Below are 16,770 nucleotides of genomic sequence, written 5' to 3'. Positions count from 1 at the left end.
CATCAACGGAGGAGAGGGACGATCATGATCAAGCCAACGACGAGAATCGCGGCCGCGATGACCATCGCAATCGCAGTGAGTGGAGCGACTCTCGTCGCCGCTCCCGCCGCTTTCGCGGACAACGGCTCGTGCGGGTATTACTCCGAGTCCCGAGCTGTCAACAGCACGTCATTCTGTGCAAACAAGGTCGTTCAGAGCCAGGTGAAGGAGGGCAGCACAATCCATTACGCGCGCTGGGCGCCCACGGGCCAGACGTCGTGGCAGAGCGCGAGCTACGCGAACGTGGTGTGGTACACCTACGCCTTCCACACGGTGTGAGAAACCCTGCTGTGCGGGAGCGGTCGCTTCTTCGGGCGGTACTCATTGGATTGGTGTGCGTCAGTGTCCTCTCGGCGTGCGCCGATCCGGATACGAACGCAGGTGCGTCGAGTGATCGGGGCGAGCCGCCACGCGTCGCGACCTCTCCCCCATTCCACGGACCGTGGTCGGACTGGTTCACACGCATCTTTGAGAATCCCGACACGACATCCGCACAGAGGGACATCCTCGCCGACGGCATCATCACCGACACCGAGTACGCCGGTCTTCGCAACGATTTCACCCGCTGCCTGGAGGACCTCGGTGTCTCGGTCGTGCTCGATCCCGATGGCGGGTTTTCCGTCCGGGCTGACGGGAAGCTCACGGAGGCTCAGGTGACGACCGACGCGGTGCCCGGGTGTGAGAAGAAGACCGTCGGATCGGTCGCGATGCTCTACGAGCAGATCCGACGGAATCCCGAGCGCAAAGACGAATCCCTCATCGTGGTCGAGTGCTTCAAACGGCACCACATCGTCGCCGTCGCCTACACCGTGGCGCAATATGCCAAAGATCTGGCGGACCAAACGGGAGTGGATTGGTCGGCAGATGACGTCCAACGATGTGTCCAAGATCCGTTGGGCGTCATGGGTGCGCCGTAGGAGGTGCGATCGAGTCATGAAGAGCCGATCAGCGGAGAAGCGCCAGCGGGTCGTCATCCTCGTTGGCGCGCTGACCCTTCTGGTCGGCTGTGGGGCGGCGGTCGGATACGTGCAGGGCAGGCTTTCCGTACCTACCGACCTTGCGCCCCCGTTCGCGGTGGAACGCTACGACGTTCAGGTGGATGACTTCTCCGACCGGCACACCGTGGTGATGGAGGTCTCGCTCCACACCAGCTCGAGGGTGCTCGTTCAGACGAGCGGGATCGTGACCTCGAGTTCTTGTGCGCCCGAGGCGGCAATTGTCAGCGGCGACTCGGTCTTCGCCGTCGACGGCACGCCGCTCATCGATCTGTCCACCCCGCATCCGCTATGGCGGCCGCTCGGCGCCGATGCGAAGGGGGGAGACGTCCGCGAGCTCCAGCGCTCGTTCGCGAGCCTCGGGTTTCGCGGAGCGATCGATGGGGTCGTGGGGCCGCAGACCATCGCGTTCTTCAACGGTCTGCGGCGCGCGATCGCGTCAGATGCTCCCCTTGTCACCGAGATCGCACCGTCCGATATCGTCTGGCTCCCCGAAGAGTCGGTGACCGGCGCGAGCTGCCCCGTCCCCGTGGGAAGCGTGGTCCATCCGGGTGACGTCGTGGCGGAGCTCCCGCCTCGCCTGTCCGCGTTGGGGATTGGCACTCTGCCGGTCGTCATGCCTGACCTGCCGCGGACCGTCGTCATCGACGGCATCTCGGCGGCAGTCGATGAGCAGGGGAATGTCGATCGACAGTCGTGGCCGGAGATCTCGGAGACGCCCTCTTTCGAGGCGTACGTGGCGGATCCAAAGACGGTTGTACTCAAGGGTGACGTCCAGCTAACGACCCCGGTCCGGGTTTCTCGGATCCCTCCGTCGGCCATTTTCGGCACGCGCACGGGAAAGGGGTGCGTCTCAGACGGCGTGCAGACGTACGAAGGAGAGATCCTGACGAGCGAGCTGGGTTACACGTTGATGAGTTTCGCGTCGGGGAGCCCCTCGGAGGTCCTCATCGCCCCTGACGATCAGCAGACATGTCCCTGATTCTCGACGACGTCGGCCATGAATACGAGACGGGACGTGCTCTCTTCTCGGCGATCAGTGTGGAGTTGATCCCGGGCCGAACCTATGCCGTCGTGGGCCCGTCGGGTGCCGGGAAGAGCACCCTCTTGAACATCCTGTCCGGGAATCTCGAACCGACCCGCGGGCGTGTCGTCCGTGCGAGGTCGACCACGTCGAACTGGGTGTTTCAGAATCCCCACGGGGTCCCGGGAAGACGCGCCCTCGATCACGTCGCATTGGCATTTCTTGCTCGTGGCGACAGTCGCGCCGAGGCCGAGGGCAAGGCGCGGGATCTCCTCGAGCAATTCGCTTTGGGCTCCGTGGCTGAGGAACGGTTTCGCCACCTCTCGGGAGGGGAAGCGCAGCGTCTGATGCTGGCGCGTGCCATCGCCGCAGCGCCCGGCGTTCTGCTGGTCGACGAGCCCACCGCGCAACTCGACGTGCGAACGGCCGCCGTTGTGAACGACTTCTTGGGACGCCTGGCGGAACGAGGATGCATCGTGGTCATCGCCACGCACGATGCGGGTACGCGAGACTCCTGCACCGACGTCCTGGACTTGGCGGGGTATCAATCGTGAGAGACGGGTCGACGATCCGGCCGAGAGTGCTGTGTTCCGAAGCGGGGCGAAACCTGGTGTCGGGAACGACCCGAGCGGTCCTTCTCGGCGCTGTTTGGTGCGTGTTGCTCTCGGTCGTCTTGGCATGGAACGCGGCAGTGACCGCCGATCTCCTCGCTGCGTCGGCGACATACCGTGACGCGGGCGCCAACATCATCGTGGTCGAAGCCGCCGGTCGCGTCGACGGCTTGCGGTGCGCGAATCTCGCGAATCTACCCAATGTCCGTCAGGCCGGCGCGCTGCGGTCCGCCGCGCGACAGATCACGCCGACCATCACGCCGGGGGTCGAGCTTCCCACCTTCGATGTCACCCCCGGCCTCCTCCCCATGCTGCGGCCCGATACGGGTGACGCATATGGTGTCTTCCTGTCCGCAGAGGCGGCGAGAGCCCTCGGTGCAGACAGGTCCAGGTTGGAGCTCGTGACGGGCGAAGCTCATCTGACAGGCACCTTCGCCTATCCGGACGACGGTCGGAGGGCGATTCTCGGCTATGCCGCCATCGACACGGCTCCCGTCTCGGGGGTCTTCGATCAATGTTGGGTGGACGTGTGGCCGGAGTCGCCCCGCATCCAGTCCATAGCCAGTTCGACGGTGGTGGGAGGAGACGACGCGGGTCAGGGCCCCCCGACGGTAGGTCAGCTCAACGCGTCGATGGGAATGAGCTTCGATGGCGAAGCGAAGTATCGCGGACGTGCCAGCGTGCTTGTCCCGGGATCGCTCGTGGTTCTGGGGGCATCGCTCGGCTTCTTCGCCGTGCGATCCAGGCGTGTGGAACTGGCTGCCGCTCGACTGATCGGCATCCGCCCCGCTGATCAATGCGTCATGCTGCTTCTCGAGTCGAGTACCTGGCTGACGGTGTCGTCGGCGGTCTCGCTCGTGGTCACGTCTGCGCTATCCGCGGTGCAGGCGAGGGGCGCGTTCTCGCCGGCGATGGAGTTCTCCCTGTTCTCAGCAGCCGTGGGAATGGCCGGCGCGTTCTGCGGTGCACTGCTGGGGGTCGCGTCGATCGATGCAGGTCGCGCTCTCTCCTACTTTCGTGAGCGTTGAGGAGGGCCGGTGTCTCTGGTCACGCCGCGGGGTACCCGCATGCCGCTGCGGTGATGCGGGATGCGGCACACTGACCCGCATGCACGGGGGAGCACGACGCGGTATCTGTTCGGTGGCCATCGGCCTGTCTGCGTTGCTGGCGGCGGGGTGCGGGGTGATGCCCTCGCCGGAGGCGGAGCTGGAGGATGCGCTCGCGCGCTCGGTGGACGGGGCGCAGGACACCTTCTGGCCGTTTCGCGCCGACATCGTCTCCGACCCGGAGGCGACGATCGCCCGGATCGGATTCGTCTCCGATGTGCGACCCGCGTACGCCGACCCCGCCGTCGTCCCGGCCGGGGGGTTGTACAAGCTCCTCGGTCTCGCGACATCCGATGACGGAACGTCTCTGATTCTCGCGACCTCGGCGGGGGTCGAGACGGGCGGTGGACTCTTCTACGACCAGCGCAGCGCGCCCGTCTGCTTCGAGCTGCGTTTCCCTGCCGGTGAGCGGAAGATCCACACCCTCGCCTCCGACTGCACCGACGGCGCCGGCCACGGTCTCGCCGATGTCGCCGACGTCATCGACTACGCGCGCTACGGGGAGCCGGAGTCGATCGACGGACTCGACGTGCGCCGCACGGTGACCGCGGAGGACTACCCGTCGCTGCCGTGCCAGTGCGCCAGTGGCGGGACCTGCGACTGCCCGGGCGGGTGAGGCGGCCGGTGAGGCCCCACCGTGGGAGGTGGGCCCGTCACGACCGGCCTCGGAGATCCGCCTGAGCCCCCTGCACCGGTGTCAGGATGGGGCATGGCATTCGGTATGGCCCGCGACGTCCTCCGTCCCTCGGACTCCTCGCGCGCGGATCGGGTGACCTACGTCGAGCTGTTCTTCGACCTGATGTTCGTCCTGGCGCTGACGCAGCTGTCGGCCTACCTGTACGAGAACCAGACTCCGCTCGGCGCTTTCGAGGGCATCATCATGGTGTGCGCCCTGTGGTGGGCGTGGGTGTCGACCACGTGGGTGACCAACTGGCTCGACCCGGTGAAGCTCCCCGTTCGGGGCGCGGTGGTCGCACTGGGTTTCGTCGCGCTCGTGATGAGCGTGTCGATCGCTGAAGCGTTCGGTGATCGGGCGTGGGCGTTCGCGCTCTCCTACGTCGTCCTCCAGGTCGGTCGAACGGCGTTCATCGTGTGGGCGACGGCGCGCCACGACCGGCGGGTGGCGCACGATTTCGCTCTGATCCTCGGGTGGACCGCCGCGGGCGGCGCCCTCTGGATCGTCGGCGCCGTGCTGCCGCATGCGTGGCAGCTGCCGTTGTGGACCGCGGCTCTCGCTCTCGAACTGCTCGGTACGACCCTCGGGTACCCGATACCGGGTCGAGGAAAAGTGCTTCTTCGATCGTGGGATCTGTCCGGCCCTCACATCGCCGAACGGACCTCGCTCTTCGTCCTCATCGCCGTCGGCGAGGGGTTGCTCATCACCGGCCTCGCCTTCGTCGAGAAGGAGTCGTCGGCGTCGTCGGTCGCGTCGCTGGTGACGGCCTTCGTCACCGCCGCGGCCGCATGGTGGATCTACTTCGACCACGGCGAGCGCATCGGTGCGGAGGCGATCGAGGCGTCGGACGAACCGGCCCGACTCGCCCGCACCGCGTACACCTGGGTGCATCTCCCGATCATCGCGGGAATCGTCCTGATGAGCGTGGGCGACAAAGAGATGCTCTCGCATCCCGACCAGCGGAGTGTCTCCGCGACGATCGTCATCGTCGGCGCGCCCATGCTGTTCCTCGCCGGCACCGCGCTCTTCCGGCGCACTCTCGAAAGACGGTGGTCGCGAGCTCAGCTGGTCGGCCTCGTCGGTCTGGTCTCTCTCGCGGGGATGGCCTTCTTCCTCCCGCTCTTCGACGCGCTCAGGCTGTCGATCGCGGCCGCGGTCCTTCTCGTGGGCGTGGCAGCGGGGGAGACCGTCGAGCGGATACGTCGCGGAAGGAGGGCGGGGGGATGACTCGCCGTTCGCCAGCCGCTTTCAGTGGACGAAGAGTTCGTGCGCGCGAAAACAAACCGCCCCTCGGAGCGGGGGCGGTGTGAAGCGCTCGCACGTCGCGACTCGCCTGAACATCGTCGAGGTCGATACTCGAGGAACGATGACATGGTGGGCCCGGAGGGGCTCGAACCCTCGACCCGCGGATTAAAAGTCCGATGCTCTGCCAACTGAGCTACAGGCCCTGATGACTCCAGCCTACCGGGACGCCCGAGCCCGACGTGCTCACCGGCGCGAGCGCGCGACGATCCAGAACAGATAGGCCCCGCCGACGACGCCGGTGAGGAGACCGACGGGGATCTGCAGCGGCGCGAGCGCGCGCTGCGCGACGACGTCGGCGATCACGAGGACGGCCGCGCCGGTCAGGGCCGACCCGAGCAACGGGATTCCGCTCGTGCCGAAGAGGCGCCGGGCGAGCTGGGGAGCCGCGAGGGCGACGAAGCCGATCGGACCCGACACCGCGGTCGCCGTGCCGGTCAGCAGTGCGGCGACGACGAGCAGCACGAGCCGCACCCGCGGGGTGCGCACCCCCAGCGATCGGGCGGTGTCGTCGCCGAGTTCGAGGGCGCGCAGATCGCGCCGGCGCAGGACGAGCACGACACTCAGGATGCCGATCGCCCCGGCGAGCAGGGCGACGTCATCCATCGAGGTGGCGGCGAGGCTGCCGTGGAGCCACTGGTCGGCGTTGCGGGCGATCTCGATCGGCGCGCGCGTCAGCAGGTAGTCGTTCACCGCGGCCAGCAGCATCGACAGGGCGATGCCGGCCAGGATCGTGCGTTCGCGGGAGACGCCGACGCTGCGCGCGATGAGCATGACGACGGCCACTGTGAGCAGTCCGCCCATCCACGCCCCCGCGGCCGGCGACGCCGTGGGCGCCACGACGATCAGGCCGACGAGCGCGCCGGTGGCCGAGCCGGCCGTGAAGCCGACGATGTCGGGGCTCGCCAGCGGGTTGCGGGCGAGAGTCTGGAAGACGGCGCCCGCCAGACCCAGTGCCGTGCCGATCAGCAGCGCCGCGAGCACGCGGGGCACGCGCAGCCCGAGCACCACGACGCTCGTGCGCGCATCGGCGCCGCCGGAGAAGACGGACGCCACATCGTCCAGCGACGTCTGGAAGGACCCCGTGGTCACCCCCACGAGGGCGGAGCCGAGGGCGACGGTGACGATCGCCGCCGTGACCAGGGCGTATCGACGTCGTCGGGCGACGGCCGCGACGGAGCTCACGAGGCCCTCCGGATGACGAGCCACAGCAGGAGCGGGGCGCCCAGGAACGCGGCGACGATCCCGGCCTCGATCTCCCCGGGGGGAGCGATGACCCTCCCGATGACGTCGCTCGCGACCGTGAGGGCGGCGCCGGTCACCGCGGCGACCGGAAGCGACGAGCGGACGCCGACGCCGCCGATCCCGCGCACGAGATGAGCGACGAGCAGTCCGATGAATGCGAGCGGTCCCGCGGCGGAGGTGGCCGTCGCGCACAGCAACGTGATGGCCGCGCCCGCGCCGAGGACCACGAGGACGGGGGACACCCCGAGCGCGCGCGCCAGGTCGGCGCCGAGGCGGAGCTGATCGAGACCGCGCGAGACGATGACGGCGAGGATCACACCTGCGAGGGCGAACGGCAGCAACTGCAGGGCGACGTCGGGATCCCGGCGCTCGAATGAGCCGACCGCCCAGAAGCGGAAGGACTCGAAGGTGTCGTCGTCCACGAGCGTGATGATGCGCACGAGCGCCCCGAGGCACGCGCTCAGCGCCACCCCCGCCAGCACGAGACCCACGGTGTCGCCGCGCCGACCCGATCGTGCTGCGGCCGTCACCAGCACCGCCGCACCCGCGGCCCCCGCGAAGGCGAACCACACGTATCCGCTCGCCGTGCCGACGCCGAAGAAGGCGATCGCGGTGACCACTCCCACCGCGGCCCCCGCGTTCACGCCCAGCAGGCCCGGATCGGCGAGGGGGTTGCGCGTCACGGCCTGCATGAGCACTCCGGCCACGCCGAGGCACGCGCCCGTCAGCAGTGCCGTGAGCGTCCGCGGCGCTCGCAGCTCGTGCACGATGACGCCCGCGGCATTCCGCCGATCCGAGAAGAGGGCGGCGACGACATCGCCGGGGGCGAGAGGGCGAGAGCCGATGGCGAGACTCGCGATCACCAGCATGGCCACGGCCCCGAGCATCACGAGCGTGAGGACGAGGGCGCGCGCGCGTGCGCGACGACGCCGCGCGATCACGCGCTCCGCGACGGCCGTCGGGAGCACGGCGGCGGTCACGTCGGGCACACAGGTAAGGATAACCTAACTGGGTGATCGTCTTTCGTTCTTCGTCCGTGACCGACCGTTTCCGTCCCCGACGCCTGCTCGGCGTCCTTGCCGCGGCGACCATCCTGGCCCTCACCGGGTGTGCCGGAACGGCCGCCCCCGCGGCATCCATCGACTCCGAAGCCGGTTCGACCGGGGAGTGGGTCGTCGCGCGCGACCTCGAGCCCGGGATGGGCTCGACCGAGGGCGACGGGGTCTTCCCCCGCTCGGTGACCCACTTCGCGGGTGTGACCGAGATCCCCGCGGCCCCCACCCGCATCGCCGTGGTGTCGACGGGCCAGCTCGACGCCCTGCTCACTCTGGGCCGGGTGCCCACCGCCGCCACCCGCGCCGAGAACAGCGGACTCGTGCCCGCGTACCTTCGCGAGGCTTTCCCCCAGGATGCCGCGGCCCTGGACGCCATGACCGACATCGGCCAGCGCACGGAGCCCGACCTCGAGGCGATCGCGCAAGCCGCCCCCGAGCTCATCCTCGTCAACGCCACGCGCGGCGCCGAGCTCTACGACGCTCTGTCGGCGATCGCGCCGACGGTCGTCACCAAGGGAAACGGGGTCAACTGGAAGAGCGACTTCCTCCTCATCGCCGACGCGCTCGGCGACGAGGGCGCGGCGCGGGGCGTTCTCGACTCGCTCCAGGGTGACAGCGCGGCGTTCGCCGCCGGACGCGAGGCGGAAGCGACGACCGTGTCGTTCCTGCAGTCGACGGGTGACCGCACGCGCATCATGGGAGTGCCGTCTTTCGCCGGCGGTCTCGCACAGGATCTCGGCCTCGGTCGCCCCTCGTCGCAGCAGTTCGACGAGACGTCGCAGGAGATCAGCGCGGAGCAGATCGATCTCGCCGACGCCGACCACGTGTTCTACGCGGGCACGGGGGAGGGCGTCGCGTTCATCGAGAGCGCTCCGCTGTGGACGACGCTCGGAGCGGTCACCGACGGGCGGGCCGTACCGGTGGACTACGACCCGTGGTTCATGAATGCCGGACCCACGGCGGCCCGGCTCGTGCAGGACGAGATCATCAGCGAGGTCGGCGCCGGCTGACCGGCAGACGAAAGCGAGCGCCGGACCCCCTCGCCTGGGGTCCGGCGCTCGCCGTCAGGTCCGATCGGTCGTCGATCGGTCGGAAGCGTGATCGCTCACGCTCCGAGGACTTACATCGGGGGCATCAGCACCGAGTCGATGAGGTACACGGTCGCGTTGGCGGTCTGGACGCCACCGCAGATGACGTTGGTCGAGCCGTTGACCGTGATCGCGTCGCCGGAGCCGGCGACGGTGACGTCCTGGCCCTCGACGGTGGTGTGCGTGCCGTCGATCTCGTCGGGCGCGATCTGGCCGGGAACCACGTGGTACGTGAGGATCTTGGTCAGGGTGTCGGTGTCGGTCTTCAGCGAGTCGATCGTCGCGGCGTCGATCTTCGCGAAGGCGTCGTCGACCGGAGCGAAGACGGTGAACTCGCCGCCGTTGAGGGTGTCGACCAGGTTCACGTTGGGGTTCAGCTGGCCGCTGACGGCCGCGGTGAGCGTGGTGAGGAGGGGGTTGTTCGACGCGGCGACGGCGACCGGGTCAGCGGCCATGCCCTCGACCGAACCGGCGCCCGAGGGAACGGCGGCGGCGTAGTCGGCGCAACCGGGGCCCACGAGGTTGGCGGCCGGGTCCATCATCGACGACGATGCCGACGCGGAGGGCGAAGCGGCCATCGAGGGAGCGGACGAGCTCTCCTCGGCGGTGCTGCCCGAGGTGGTGCCACCCGAACATGCGGTGAGAGCGAAGGCCGAACCCAGAACGAGGGCGAGACCGGCGACGACAGGCTTCTTGTTGGTGAGCATGACATTCCTCCGAAATCGTTCGGATCGCGGTCTGCGACCCGGCAGGGACACCCCGGTGCGAGGGGCGGTTCGCCGTGGAGCGGCTTACACAGGGTCTTCGGGACCCCCCGGGGATCGGATTGCGGAATGTTGCGCGCGGACCCCGAAATGCCGCCCCATTTGAAGGAAAAGCCCAGATCAGAGTTGAGTAAATATTCTTCCGAATATTTTTCGAGCACCCCGTGGGGGTTCGTTCCCGCCCTCCCTAGCTCAACCGCGACGCGCGCGCGTATGCGTGGGACTCTCCAGGCCGGTAGGCAATGATGGATGACATGGTGATCGACGGCTTCGACCTCCCCGACGACGGGACGGGATCGGTCGACCAGATCGGCGCCCTTCTGATGCGCGTCGCCGCCGGCGACCGTGCCGCATTCGCGGGCGTGTATGACGCTCTCTCCGCGCGGGCCTTCGGTCTGATCCTGCGCGTGCTCGTCGACCGTGCCCAGAGCGAGGAGGTCCTGCAGGAGGTCTTCCTCGAAGTCTGGCAATCCGCTTCACGGTTCACTCCGAACAGAGGTCAGGGAAGATCGTGGGTGCTCACGATCGCGCACCGGCGAGCGGTGGACCGGGTCCGGTCGTCGCAGTCGAGTACGGATCGAGATGTGCGCGCGGGATTCCGCGATATGGACGTCGCTTATGACGATGTCTCCGAGAGAGTAGAACTGAAGATGGAAGGGCGGCGCGTCGTCGATGCATTGGCGGCGCTTCCCGACGCCCAGAAGGAAGCCCTCACGCTCGCCTATTTCGGCGGGTACAGCCAAAGTGAGATCGCAACCCTCGTCGGGGCGCCGCTCGGAACGGTCAAGACCAGAATGCGCGACGGGTTGTCGCGCTTGAGAATGGAAATGGGGGTGGACAAGTGAACGAGAGGGATTTCGCCGACCTCGCCGTCGGACACGCGTTGAACGCGTTGTCAGAGGCAGATGAGCGCGCGTACCAGGAGGCTTTGGCGGGAAACCCGCATTGGGACCACCACGTGCGCGACGCGAGCGACATCGTGACGGCGATCAGCGCCTCCGTCGAGCCTGTCGAGCCCCCACCCTCCGTCCGCGCGTCCCTGTTCGCGCGTATCTCGGAGCTCCCGCAGGACTCGGCCTCACCGGTCGACGAGTCCTCCTCGCGTCTCGATGAGGAGGACTTCGCGGCCGTGGGTGCCGCTCCGGTCGCACCCGAGCGCGAAAGCGTCACCGTCGGTCCGTCCGCAGCATCCGGATGGGGACCGCGTCGGTGGTTCACGCTCGCGGCCTCGTTCGCGGCCGTGCTCGTGCTCGGCTTCGGCGCTGTGACCGTCAGCCAGATCTTCGCTCCGCCGGCCGCCGTCGTGGCCCTCCAGCAGATCGAAGACGCCCCTGACGCGCAGTCGGCGACCGCGACGATGCCCGATGGCACCGTGGCGACCGCGCACTGGTCGCCGTCGACGGGGCAGAGCGTTCTGGTCACCGACGGCATGCCGGCCCCCGAGCAGGGGAAGACCTACGAGCTGTGGTTCGTGCGCGGCGAGACGCCGATCGCCGCGGGCACCTTCGAACCGGATGCCGATGGCAAGGCCACGGCGGTCCTGCAGGGCGAGATGCACAGCGGCGATGTCATCGCCGTGACGATCGAGCCGGCGGGCGGGTCGCCCGACGGAACGCCCAGCACTGCTCCGGTCGTCGCCGTCGCCACGGCGTGATCCACGACCGGTGAGCGGGTCGTCGGCGGCCCGCCCGCGGCGGGGCACGCTCTAGCCTGGAATGATGAGCGACTCACCCCGCGAATTCCACAAGCCGGTCCGGCGTCCCGCCGAACTCTTCGACCGCCTGTTCTCGGCGGAGGATCCCGCCGAGGTGTCGCGCGTCGCCCACAGCACGGCTCAGGCGCTGCTGTCGCGGGTTCGCGCCGACCCGAGCGTGGACGTGGTGGAACGCCTCGTCGCCTTCACCGACGATCACGGGATCGACGACATCGCCGAACTCTGGTCGCGCTCGCCTGCCCGGTCGCTCCCCGGCGCCCTGTGGCGTCTCTACCTCTTGCAGCTGATGATCCACGACGATGCGGCAACGGCGGCGCTGCTGTACGAGCGGGGACGGGTGGAGATCGCCACCGTCGATGCGGTGGTCGCGGGAGCGCCCGCCCCGGCCGGCCCGGAGGAGCTCGTGCAGCTCATCGACACCATCCTCCGCGGTCTTTTCGAGGGCGATTTCGCGGTGGCTCTCGACCGTGCCGCCGCCTTCTGCCGCGTCCAGGCTGCCGGATCGACGCATCTGGCCGACGACTACGAGAACACCGAGTCGGAGCGCGCGACGGCGCTCACCACCCGCGCGCTGCGCCTCGCGACCTACGCCGACGACCTGTCGGCATCCGCGTCGCTCTGGCGCCGCGACGCCCTCACCTGAGCCGCCCCGCCCCGCCTCCCTTCCGCGCAACCCGGCCCCTTTTCTCCTCGAGTGTCCAAGACACGCCGCATCCACTCGGGGGACGCGGCGTGTCCTGGACACTCGTCACGGGATGCCGCGGGCCTCCTGCTTCGGGAGCCGCGCGGCGCAGAGGCCGGCATTGGGCCACGCGACCGCCTCGTCATCCGTTGCGTGTCCAGGACACGCCGAAGGCACGCGCCGGTCGCGGCGTGTCGTGGACACTCGACCCAGGAGGGCGCGGGGCACAGGCGCGGGGCACGGGCGCGTGGGAGAGCGCGGCGGTCGGGACGGAACGAGGCGGTCGACGGGCGGGAGGACTGTACGCCGCATCGATGAGGAACGCCGGAGCAGATAAGTGCCGGACCGCAGAACGCCTCTCGGCGCAAGGCCGCTCAGAGCGGCAGAAGATGGAGCCCGGGGTTACTGCGGCCCGGCCAGAAAAGTGTAACAAGGCGGCCCCCGAGACATTCCCTCCGCGACCCCCGTTGACAAGACCCGGGCGTGTCGGGGTCTCCCCGTAGGCTCACGTCATGGCTCTGCGCTTCGCTCTCATGATCGACCCCGTGGCATCCCTCGAGAAGGGCGGCGATCTGCGAAGCACGCTCCGCGTGATCGACCCGACCGCACCCGCACTCGAGCTCGGCGAGCTGAGCGCGCAGCGTGGCGACGGCGTCTTCGAGTCCATCGGCGTCGTCGACGGCCGCCCGCACGAGGTCGGCCCGCACCTCGAACGACTCGCGCACTCGGCATCCCTGTGCGATCTGCCGGCACCCGATCTCGCGCAGTGGCGCGCGGCGATCCAACGCGTCAGCGCCGAGGCGGGGCCGGGGGAGAGCGTCATCAAGCTCATCCTGAGTCGCGGCATCGAAGGCGATTCGACACCGACCGCCTGGGTCACTCTGGCGACGGCCCCCGACAACTCCGCGGCCCGACGCGACGGCGTTCGCGTCGTGACGCTCGATCGCGGATACCCCCTCGGCGTGCCCGCTCGCGCGCCCTGGCTGCTCCTCGGCGCCAAGACGCTCTCGTACGCCGTGAACATGGCCGCGATCCGCGAGGCGAAGCGACGGGGCGCTGACGACGCCGTGTTCGTCACGACCGACGGGTACCTCCTCGAGGCGCCCACGGCCTCCCTTCTCCTCCGCATCGACGGCCGGTTCGTCACTCCGTCGCCGAGCGCCGGGATCCTGCACGGCACGACGCAGCTGAGCGTGTTCGCGCACCTCGAGCGACGCGGCGTCGACACCGTTTACAAGAACGTCCCCGTCGCCGACCTGTCGCGGGCGGATGCCGCGTGGCTCCTATCGAGCGTGCGCCTGGCGGCTCCCCTCTCCGCCGTCGACGGCCGCGCCGTCGCCGTCGACCGGGGGCTCACCGATGAGCTGAACACCTTCCTGCTCGGTCGACGCGACTGATCCGTCCCGTTCGAGAACGACGAAGGCCCCCGCAACAGCGGGGGCCTTCGTGCTCGCGGGGGGCGAGTGCTTATCCGAAGCGTCCCGAGACGTAGTCCTCGGTGGCCTGCACGGTGGGTGCCGTGAAGATCGTGGAGGTGTCGTTGTACTCGATGAGCTTGCCGGGCTTGCCGGTACCCGCGATGTTGAAGAAGGCGGTCTTGTCGCTCACGCGAGACGCCTGCTGCATGTTGTGCGTGACGATGACGATCGTGTACTCGTTCTTCAGCTCGGAGATGAGTTCCTCGATCGCGAAGGTCGAGATCGGGTCGAGGGCCGAGCAGGGCTCGTCCATCAGCAGGACGTCGGGGGAGACGGCGATCGCGCGGGCGATGCACAGGCGCTGCTGCTGACCGCCCGAGAGGCCGCCGCCGGGCTTGTCGAGGCGGTCCTTGACCTCGTTCCAGAGGTTGGCGCCCTGCAGCGACTTCTCGACGAGCGCGTCGCCGTCGCTCTTCGACAGGCGCTTGTTGTTCAGGCGCGCGCCGGCGAGGACGTTTTCGCGGATCGACATCGTGGGGAACGGGTTCGGGCGCTGGAAGACCATGCCCACGTGACGACGGACGAGGACGGGGTCGACGCCCGGTCCGTAGAGGTCGTCGCCGTCGATGAGCACGCGGCCTTTGACGTGACCACCGGGGATGACCTCGTGCATGCGGTTGAGCGTCCGCAGGAACGTGGACTTGCCGCAGCCGGAGGGACCGATGAAGGCGGTGACGGAGCGGGGCTCGATGTCGATCGAGACGCCCTCGACCGCGAGGAAGTCGCTGTAGTAGACGTTGAGGTCCTGGACCTCGATGCTCTTGGACACGAGAGGTGCCTTTCTGGGCTCAGCGCGCCTTGGGCGCGAACACCGCCGCCACGATACGGGCGATCAGGTTGAAGATGACGACGAGGACGACGAGGAGGAACGCGGCGCCCCAGGCGTTGGCCTGCGACGCGTCGATGTCCTGCCCGGGGAAGCTGTACGCGGTGTACGCCATGACGGGCAGCGTCTGCATCGGGCCTTCGAACGGATTGGCGTTGAAGTTGTCGGTGAAGCTCGCCGCGATGAAGATCGGAGCGGTCTCGCCGACGACGCGGGCCACCGCGAGCACGACACCGGTGATGATGCCCGAGGCGGCCGTGCGCAGCACGACCTTGATGATGGTCGCCGAACGCGGCACACCCAGCGCGAGGGACGCCTCGCGCAGGTCGGCGGGAACCAGACGCAGCATCTCCTCGGTGGAGCGGATCACGATCGGGATCATCAGCACCGACAGGGCGATGGATGCCGAGAACCCGCTGAACGCCTTCGGGCCGACGATCAGGCTGAAGAGCGAGAACGCGAACAGACCGGCGACGATGGAGGGGATGCCCGTCATGACGTCGACGAGGAAGGTGATCGCGCGGCGCAGCGGGTTGTTCGGCTGGGCGTACTCGACCAGGTAGACGGCCGCGAGGATGCCGATCGGGACCGAGATGAGGGCGGCGATCCCCGTGATGATGAGCGTTCCGGTGATCGCCTGCCAGGCACCCGCGGTCGCCACGACCTCGAGGGTGTCGGGGTCGAATGCCGAGCCGCCGACCTGTGTGATGAACGGCAGGTTCACCACGGCGAGGCCCTTGGACACGACCGTGTAGAGCGTCGAGATGAGGGGCGCCACGGCGAGCAGGAAGGCCGCCGTGACGAGGCCGCGGATGACCCGGTCGACGGCCTTGCGGCGGTTCTCGACGATGGCCGAGCCGATGCCGATGGCGATCAGGTACAGAAGCGCGGTGAGGATGAGCCACGCCGCGAGGTTGAAGCCGCCGAACAGGAACTGCAGGCCGGCGACGACGATCGCGACACCCGCGAGCACCATCGGCTCGATGAAGCGGGGCAGCTGGCCGCTGGTGAGGGCCAGCGGCGCGGAGGGAGCCGTGACGGTCATGAGCGCTTGCCCTTCTTGCGACCCTTGGCGCCGGGGCCCGTCGCGCCGATGATGTAGCGGGCGAACATGTTGACCGCCAGCGAGATGACGAACAGCATCAGACCGGTGCCGATGAGCGCCGAGCGCTGCAGGTCGGTCGCGATGGGGAAGTTCAGCGCGATGTTGGCCGCGATGGTCTGCGAGTTGTAACCGTCGGTCAGCAGCAGCACCGAGTAGATGAGGCTCGGCGAGATGATCAGCGCGATGGCCATGGTCTCGCCGAGGGCCCGACCGAGTCCGAGCAGAGTGGCCGAGACCATGCCGCTGCGGGCGTAGGGGAACACCGACAGGCGGATCATCTCCCAGCGCGTCGCGCCGAGGGCCAGTGCGGCTTCTTCGTGCAGACGCGGGGTCTGCAGGAAGATCTCACGGGTGATCGAGGTGACGATCGGGAGGATCATCACCGCGAGCACCACCCCACCGGTGAGCATCGTGGAGCCGGTCGACGACACGGGGCCCTGGAACAGCGGGATCCAGCCGAGGTACTCGTTCAGGAACTCGCCGACAGGCAGGAGCAGCGGGCGCATGACGATGATGCCCCACAGGCCGAACACGATCGAGGGCACTGCGGCGAGCAGGTCGACGACGTAGCCGAGGGCGCCCGCGATGCGGCGCGGCGCGTAGTGCGAGATGAACAGCGCGATGCCGATGGCCACGGGGGTGCCGATGATCATGGCGATCAGGGCCGCCCACACGCTGCCGAAGAGCAGCGGGCCGACGTACTCCCAGAAGTTCGACCACTGGCCGTTCTGGTAGCCGGCGAGGTCGCCCTCGCTCCAGTTGGCCGTGATCGCGGGGAGACCGCGCAGGATGAGGAAGATCGCGACACCCGCGAGGATGATCATGATCGACACCGCGGCGGTGGTCGACAGACCCAGGAAGACGGAGTCGCCGACCCGGCGCTTGCCCACGATGCTCGTGCGGGCCGGGGTCGACGTGGTCGGATCGGTCGGTGCGGACGGGGCGGTCTCGGTGTCGGAGACGGTGTCAGTCACGGGGGACCTCACGCTCGGCACGGGTCATGGGTGCTCCTCGGTCGGGTGTTCTCTGAGGATTCGGCTCAGCGGAGCGTTCGACCCGG

At 68.6% G+C, this 16,770-nt stretch carries 18 protein-coding genes and 1 tRNA gene; 12 read left to right on the top strand and 7 right to left on the bottom strand.

Translation table 11 applies throughout. The features are described from left to right. The first annotated feature begins 57 nt into the window (after positions 1-57). The 7 genes from ACFZA2_RS13950 (at position 58) to ACFZA2_RS13920 (ending at position 5,678) form a co-directional block, all read left to right on the top strand. Positions 58-318 (top strand): hypothetical protein, encoded by a 261-nt coding sequence (locus tag ACFZA2_RS13950; RefSeq protein WP_315994837.1) that lies wholly within the window; start codon positions 58-60, stop codon positions 316-318. 53 nt (positions 319-371) lie between these two features. Continuing rightward, entirely contained in the window at positions 372-956 is a 585-nt protein-coding gene (locus ACFZA2_RS13945) for a hypothetical protein (protein WP_391405936.1), read from the top strand. 16 nt (positions 957-972) lie between these two features. Then, positions 973-2,016, top strand: a complete 1,044-nt coding sequence (locus ACFZA2_RS13940) for a peptidoglycan-binding protein (RefSeq protein WP_391405933.1) — start codon at positions 973-975, stop codon at positions 2,014-2,016. After that, positions 2,007-2,612, top strand: coding sequence for an ATP-binding cassette domain-containing protein (locus ACFZA2_RS13935; protein ID WP_391405929.1), 606 nt, complete (start codon positions 2,007-2,009; stop codon positions 2,610-2,612). Before ACFZA2_RS13940 ends, ACFZA2_RS13935 begins: the two co-directional genes overlap by 10 nt. A 137-nt stretch (positions 2,613-2,749) precedes the next feature. Then, the gene (locus tag ACFZA2_RS13930) at positions 2,750-3,697 is read left to right on the top strand and encodes a hypothetical protein (RefSeq protein ID WP_391405926.1); all 948 of its coding nucleotides are present in this window, start codon (positions 2,750-2,752) and stop codon (positions 3,695-3,697) included. Between the two features lie 157 nt (positions 3,698-3,854). After that, entirely contained in the window at positions 3,855-4,391 is a 537-nt protein-coding gene (locus ACFZA2_RS13925; protein WP_391405923.1) for a hypothetical protein, read from the top strand. Positions 4,392-4,484: 93 nt separating this feature from the next. After that, positions 4,485-5,678, top strand: coding sequence for a low temperature requirement protein A (locus tag ACFZA2_RS13920; protein ID WP_391405920.1), 1,194 nt, complete (start codon positions 4,485-4,487; stop codon positions 5,676-5,678). A gap of 145 nt (positions 5,679-5,823) precedes the next feature. On the opposite strand, the gene ACFZA2_RS13915 is transcribed toward ACFZA2_RS13920, so the two are convergent. The 3 genes from ACFZA2_RS13915 to ACFZA2_RS13905 form a co-directional block, all read right to left on the bottom strand. Continuing rightward, a tRNA-Lys gene (locus tag ACFZA2_RS13915) sits at positions 5,824-5,899 on the bottom strand. Between the two features lie 40 nt (positions 5,900-5,939). Further along, on the bottom strand, positions 5,940-6,938 hold the full coding sequence (locus ACFZA2_RS13910; RefSeq protein WP_391405917.1) for a FecCD family ABC transporter permease: 999 nt from the start codon (positions 6,936-6,938) through the stop codon (positions 5,940-5,942). After that, positions 6,935-7,987 (bottom strand): FecCD family ABC transporter permease, encoded by a 1,053-nt coding sequence (locus ACFZA2_RS13905; RefSeq protein ID WP_391405914.1) that lies wholly within the window; start codon positions 7,985-7,987, stop codon positions 6,935-6,937. Before ACFZA2_RS13905 ends, ACFZA2_RS13910 begins: the two co-directional genes overlap by 4 nt. Before the next feature lie 47 nt (positions 7,988-8,034). Here ACFZA2_RS13905 and ACFZA2_RS13900 point away from each other — a divergent pair, with 47 nt between their 5' ends. After that, positions 8,035-9,063: an ABC transporter substrate-binding protein gene (locus ACFZA2_RS13900; protein ID WP_391405911.1), complete on the top strand. Its 1,029-nt coding sequence runs from the start codon at positions 8,035-8,037 to the stop codon at positions 9,061-9,063. 110 nt (positions 9,064-9,173) lie between these two features. Here the strand turns inward: ACFZA2_RS13900 and ACFZA2_RS13895 are convergent, their stop codons facing one another. Beyond that, positions 9,174-9,848, bottom strand: a complete 675-nt coding sequence (locus ACFZA2_RS13895; protein ID WP_363578462.1) for a fasciclin domain-containing protein — start codon at positions 9,846-9,848, stop codon at positions 9,174-9,176. Between the two features lie 299 nt (positions 9,849-10,147). Here ACFZA2_RS13895 and sigK point away from each other — a divergent pair, with 299 nt between their 5' ends. The 4 genes from sigK (at position 10,148) to ACFZA2_RS13875 (ending at position 13,698) form a co-directional block, all read left to right on the top strand. Beyond that, on the top strand, positions 10,148-10,750 hold the full coding sequence (sigK, locus tag ACFZA2_RS13890; protein WP_366374899.1) for an ECF RNA polymerase sigma factor SigK: 603 nt from the start codon (positions 10,148-10,150) through the stop codon (positions 10,748-10,750). Next, positions 10,747-11,559 (top strand): anti-sigma factor domain-containing protein, encoded by an 813-nt coding sequence (locus ACFZA2_RS13885; RefSeq protein WP_391405906.1) that lies wholly within the window; start codon positions 10,747-10,749, stop codon positions 11,557-11,559. Before sigK ends, ACFZA2_RS13885 begins: the two co-directional genes overlap by 4 nt. Before the next feature lie 64 nt (positions 11,560-11,623). After that, positions 11,624-12,262, top strand: a complete 639-nt coding sequence (locus tag ACFZA2_RS13880) for a DNA-directed RNA polymerase subunit beta (protein ID WP_391405903.1) — start codon at positions 11,624-11,626, stop codon at positions 12,260-12,262. A 551-nt stretch (positions 12,263-12,813) separates the two neighbouring features. Further along, on the top strand, positions 12,814-13,698 hold the full coding sequence (locus ACFZA2_RS13875) for an aminodeoxychorismate lyase (RefSeq protein WP_391405900.1): 885 nt from the start codon (positions 12,814-12,816) through the stop codon (positions 13,696-13,698). 70 nt (positions 13,699-13,768) lie between these two features. Here the strand turns inward: ACFZA2_RS13875 and pstB are convergent, their stop codons facing one another. Genes pstB through pstC form a run of 3 tightly spaced genes read right to left on the bottom strand, consistent with a single transcriptional unit; the run spans position 13,769 to position 16,684 of the window. Continuing rightward, positions 13,769-14,548: a phosphate ABC transporter ATP-binding protein PstB gene (gene pstB, locus ACFZA2_RS13870; protein WP_264631205.1), complete on the bottom strand. Its 780-nt coding sequence runs from the start codon at positions 14,546-14,548 to the stop codon at positions 13,769-13,771. 19 nt (positions 14,549-14,567) lie between these two features. Continuing rightward, complete coding sequence (pstA, locus tag ACFZA2_RS13865; protein ID WP_391405897.1) at positions 14,568-15,650, bottom strand: phosphate ABC transporter permease PstA; 1,083 nt, start codon at positions 15,648-15,650, stop codon at positions 14,568-14,570. Beyond that, entirely contained in the window at positions 15,647-16,684 is a 1,038-nt protein-coding gene (gene pstC, locus ACFZA2_RS13860) for a phosphate ABC transporter permease subunit PstC (RefSeq protein WP_391405894.1), read from the bottom strand. The genes pstA and pstC overlap by 4 nt, the downstream gene beginning before the upstream one ends. Positions 16,685-16,770: the final 86 nt, after the last annotated feature.

The organism is Microbacterium sp. NPDC007973, from assembly GCF_042958465.1.
In the GTDB taxonomy this organism is placed as follows: domain Bacteria; phylum Actinomycetota; class Actinomycetes; order Actinomycetales; family Microbacteriaceae; genus Microbacterium; species Microbacterium galbum.
Note: the sequence above shows the minus strand (reverse complement) of the source record. Positions and strands in the feature narration are given on the sequence as shown.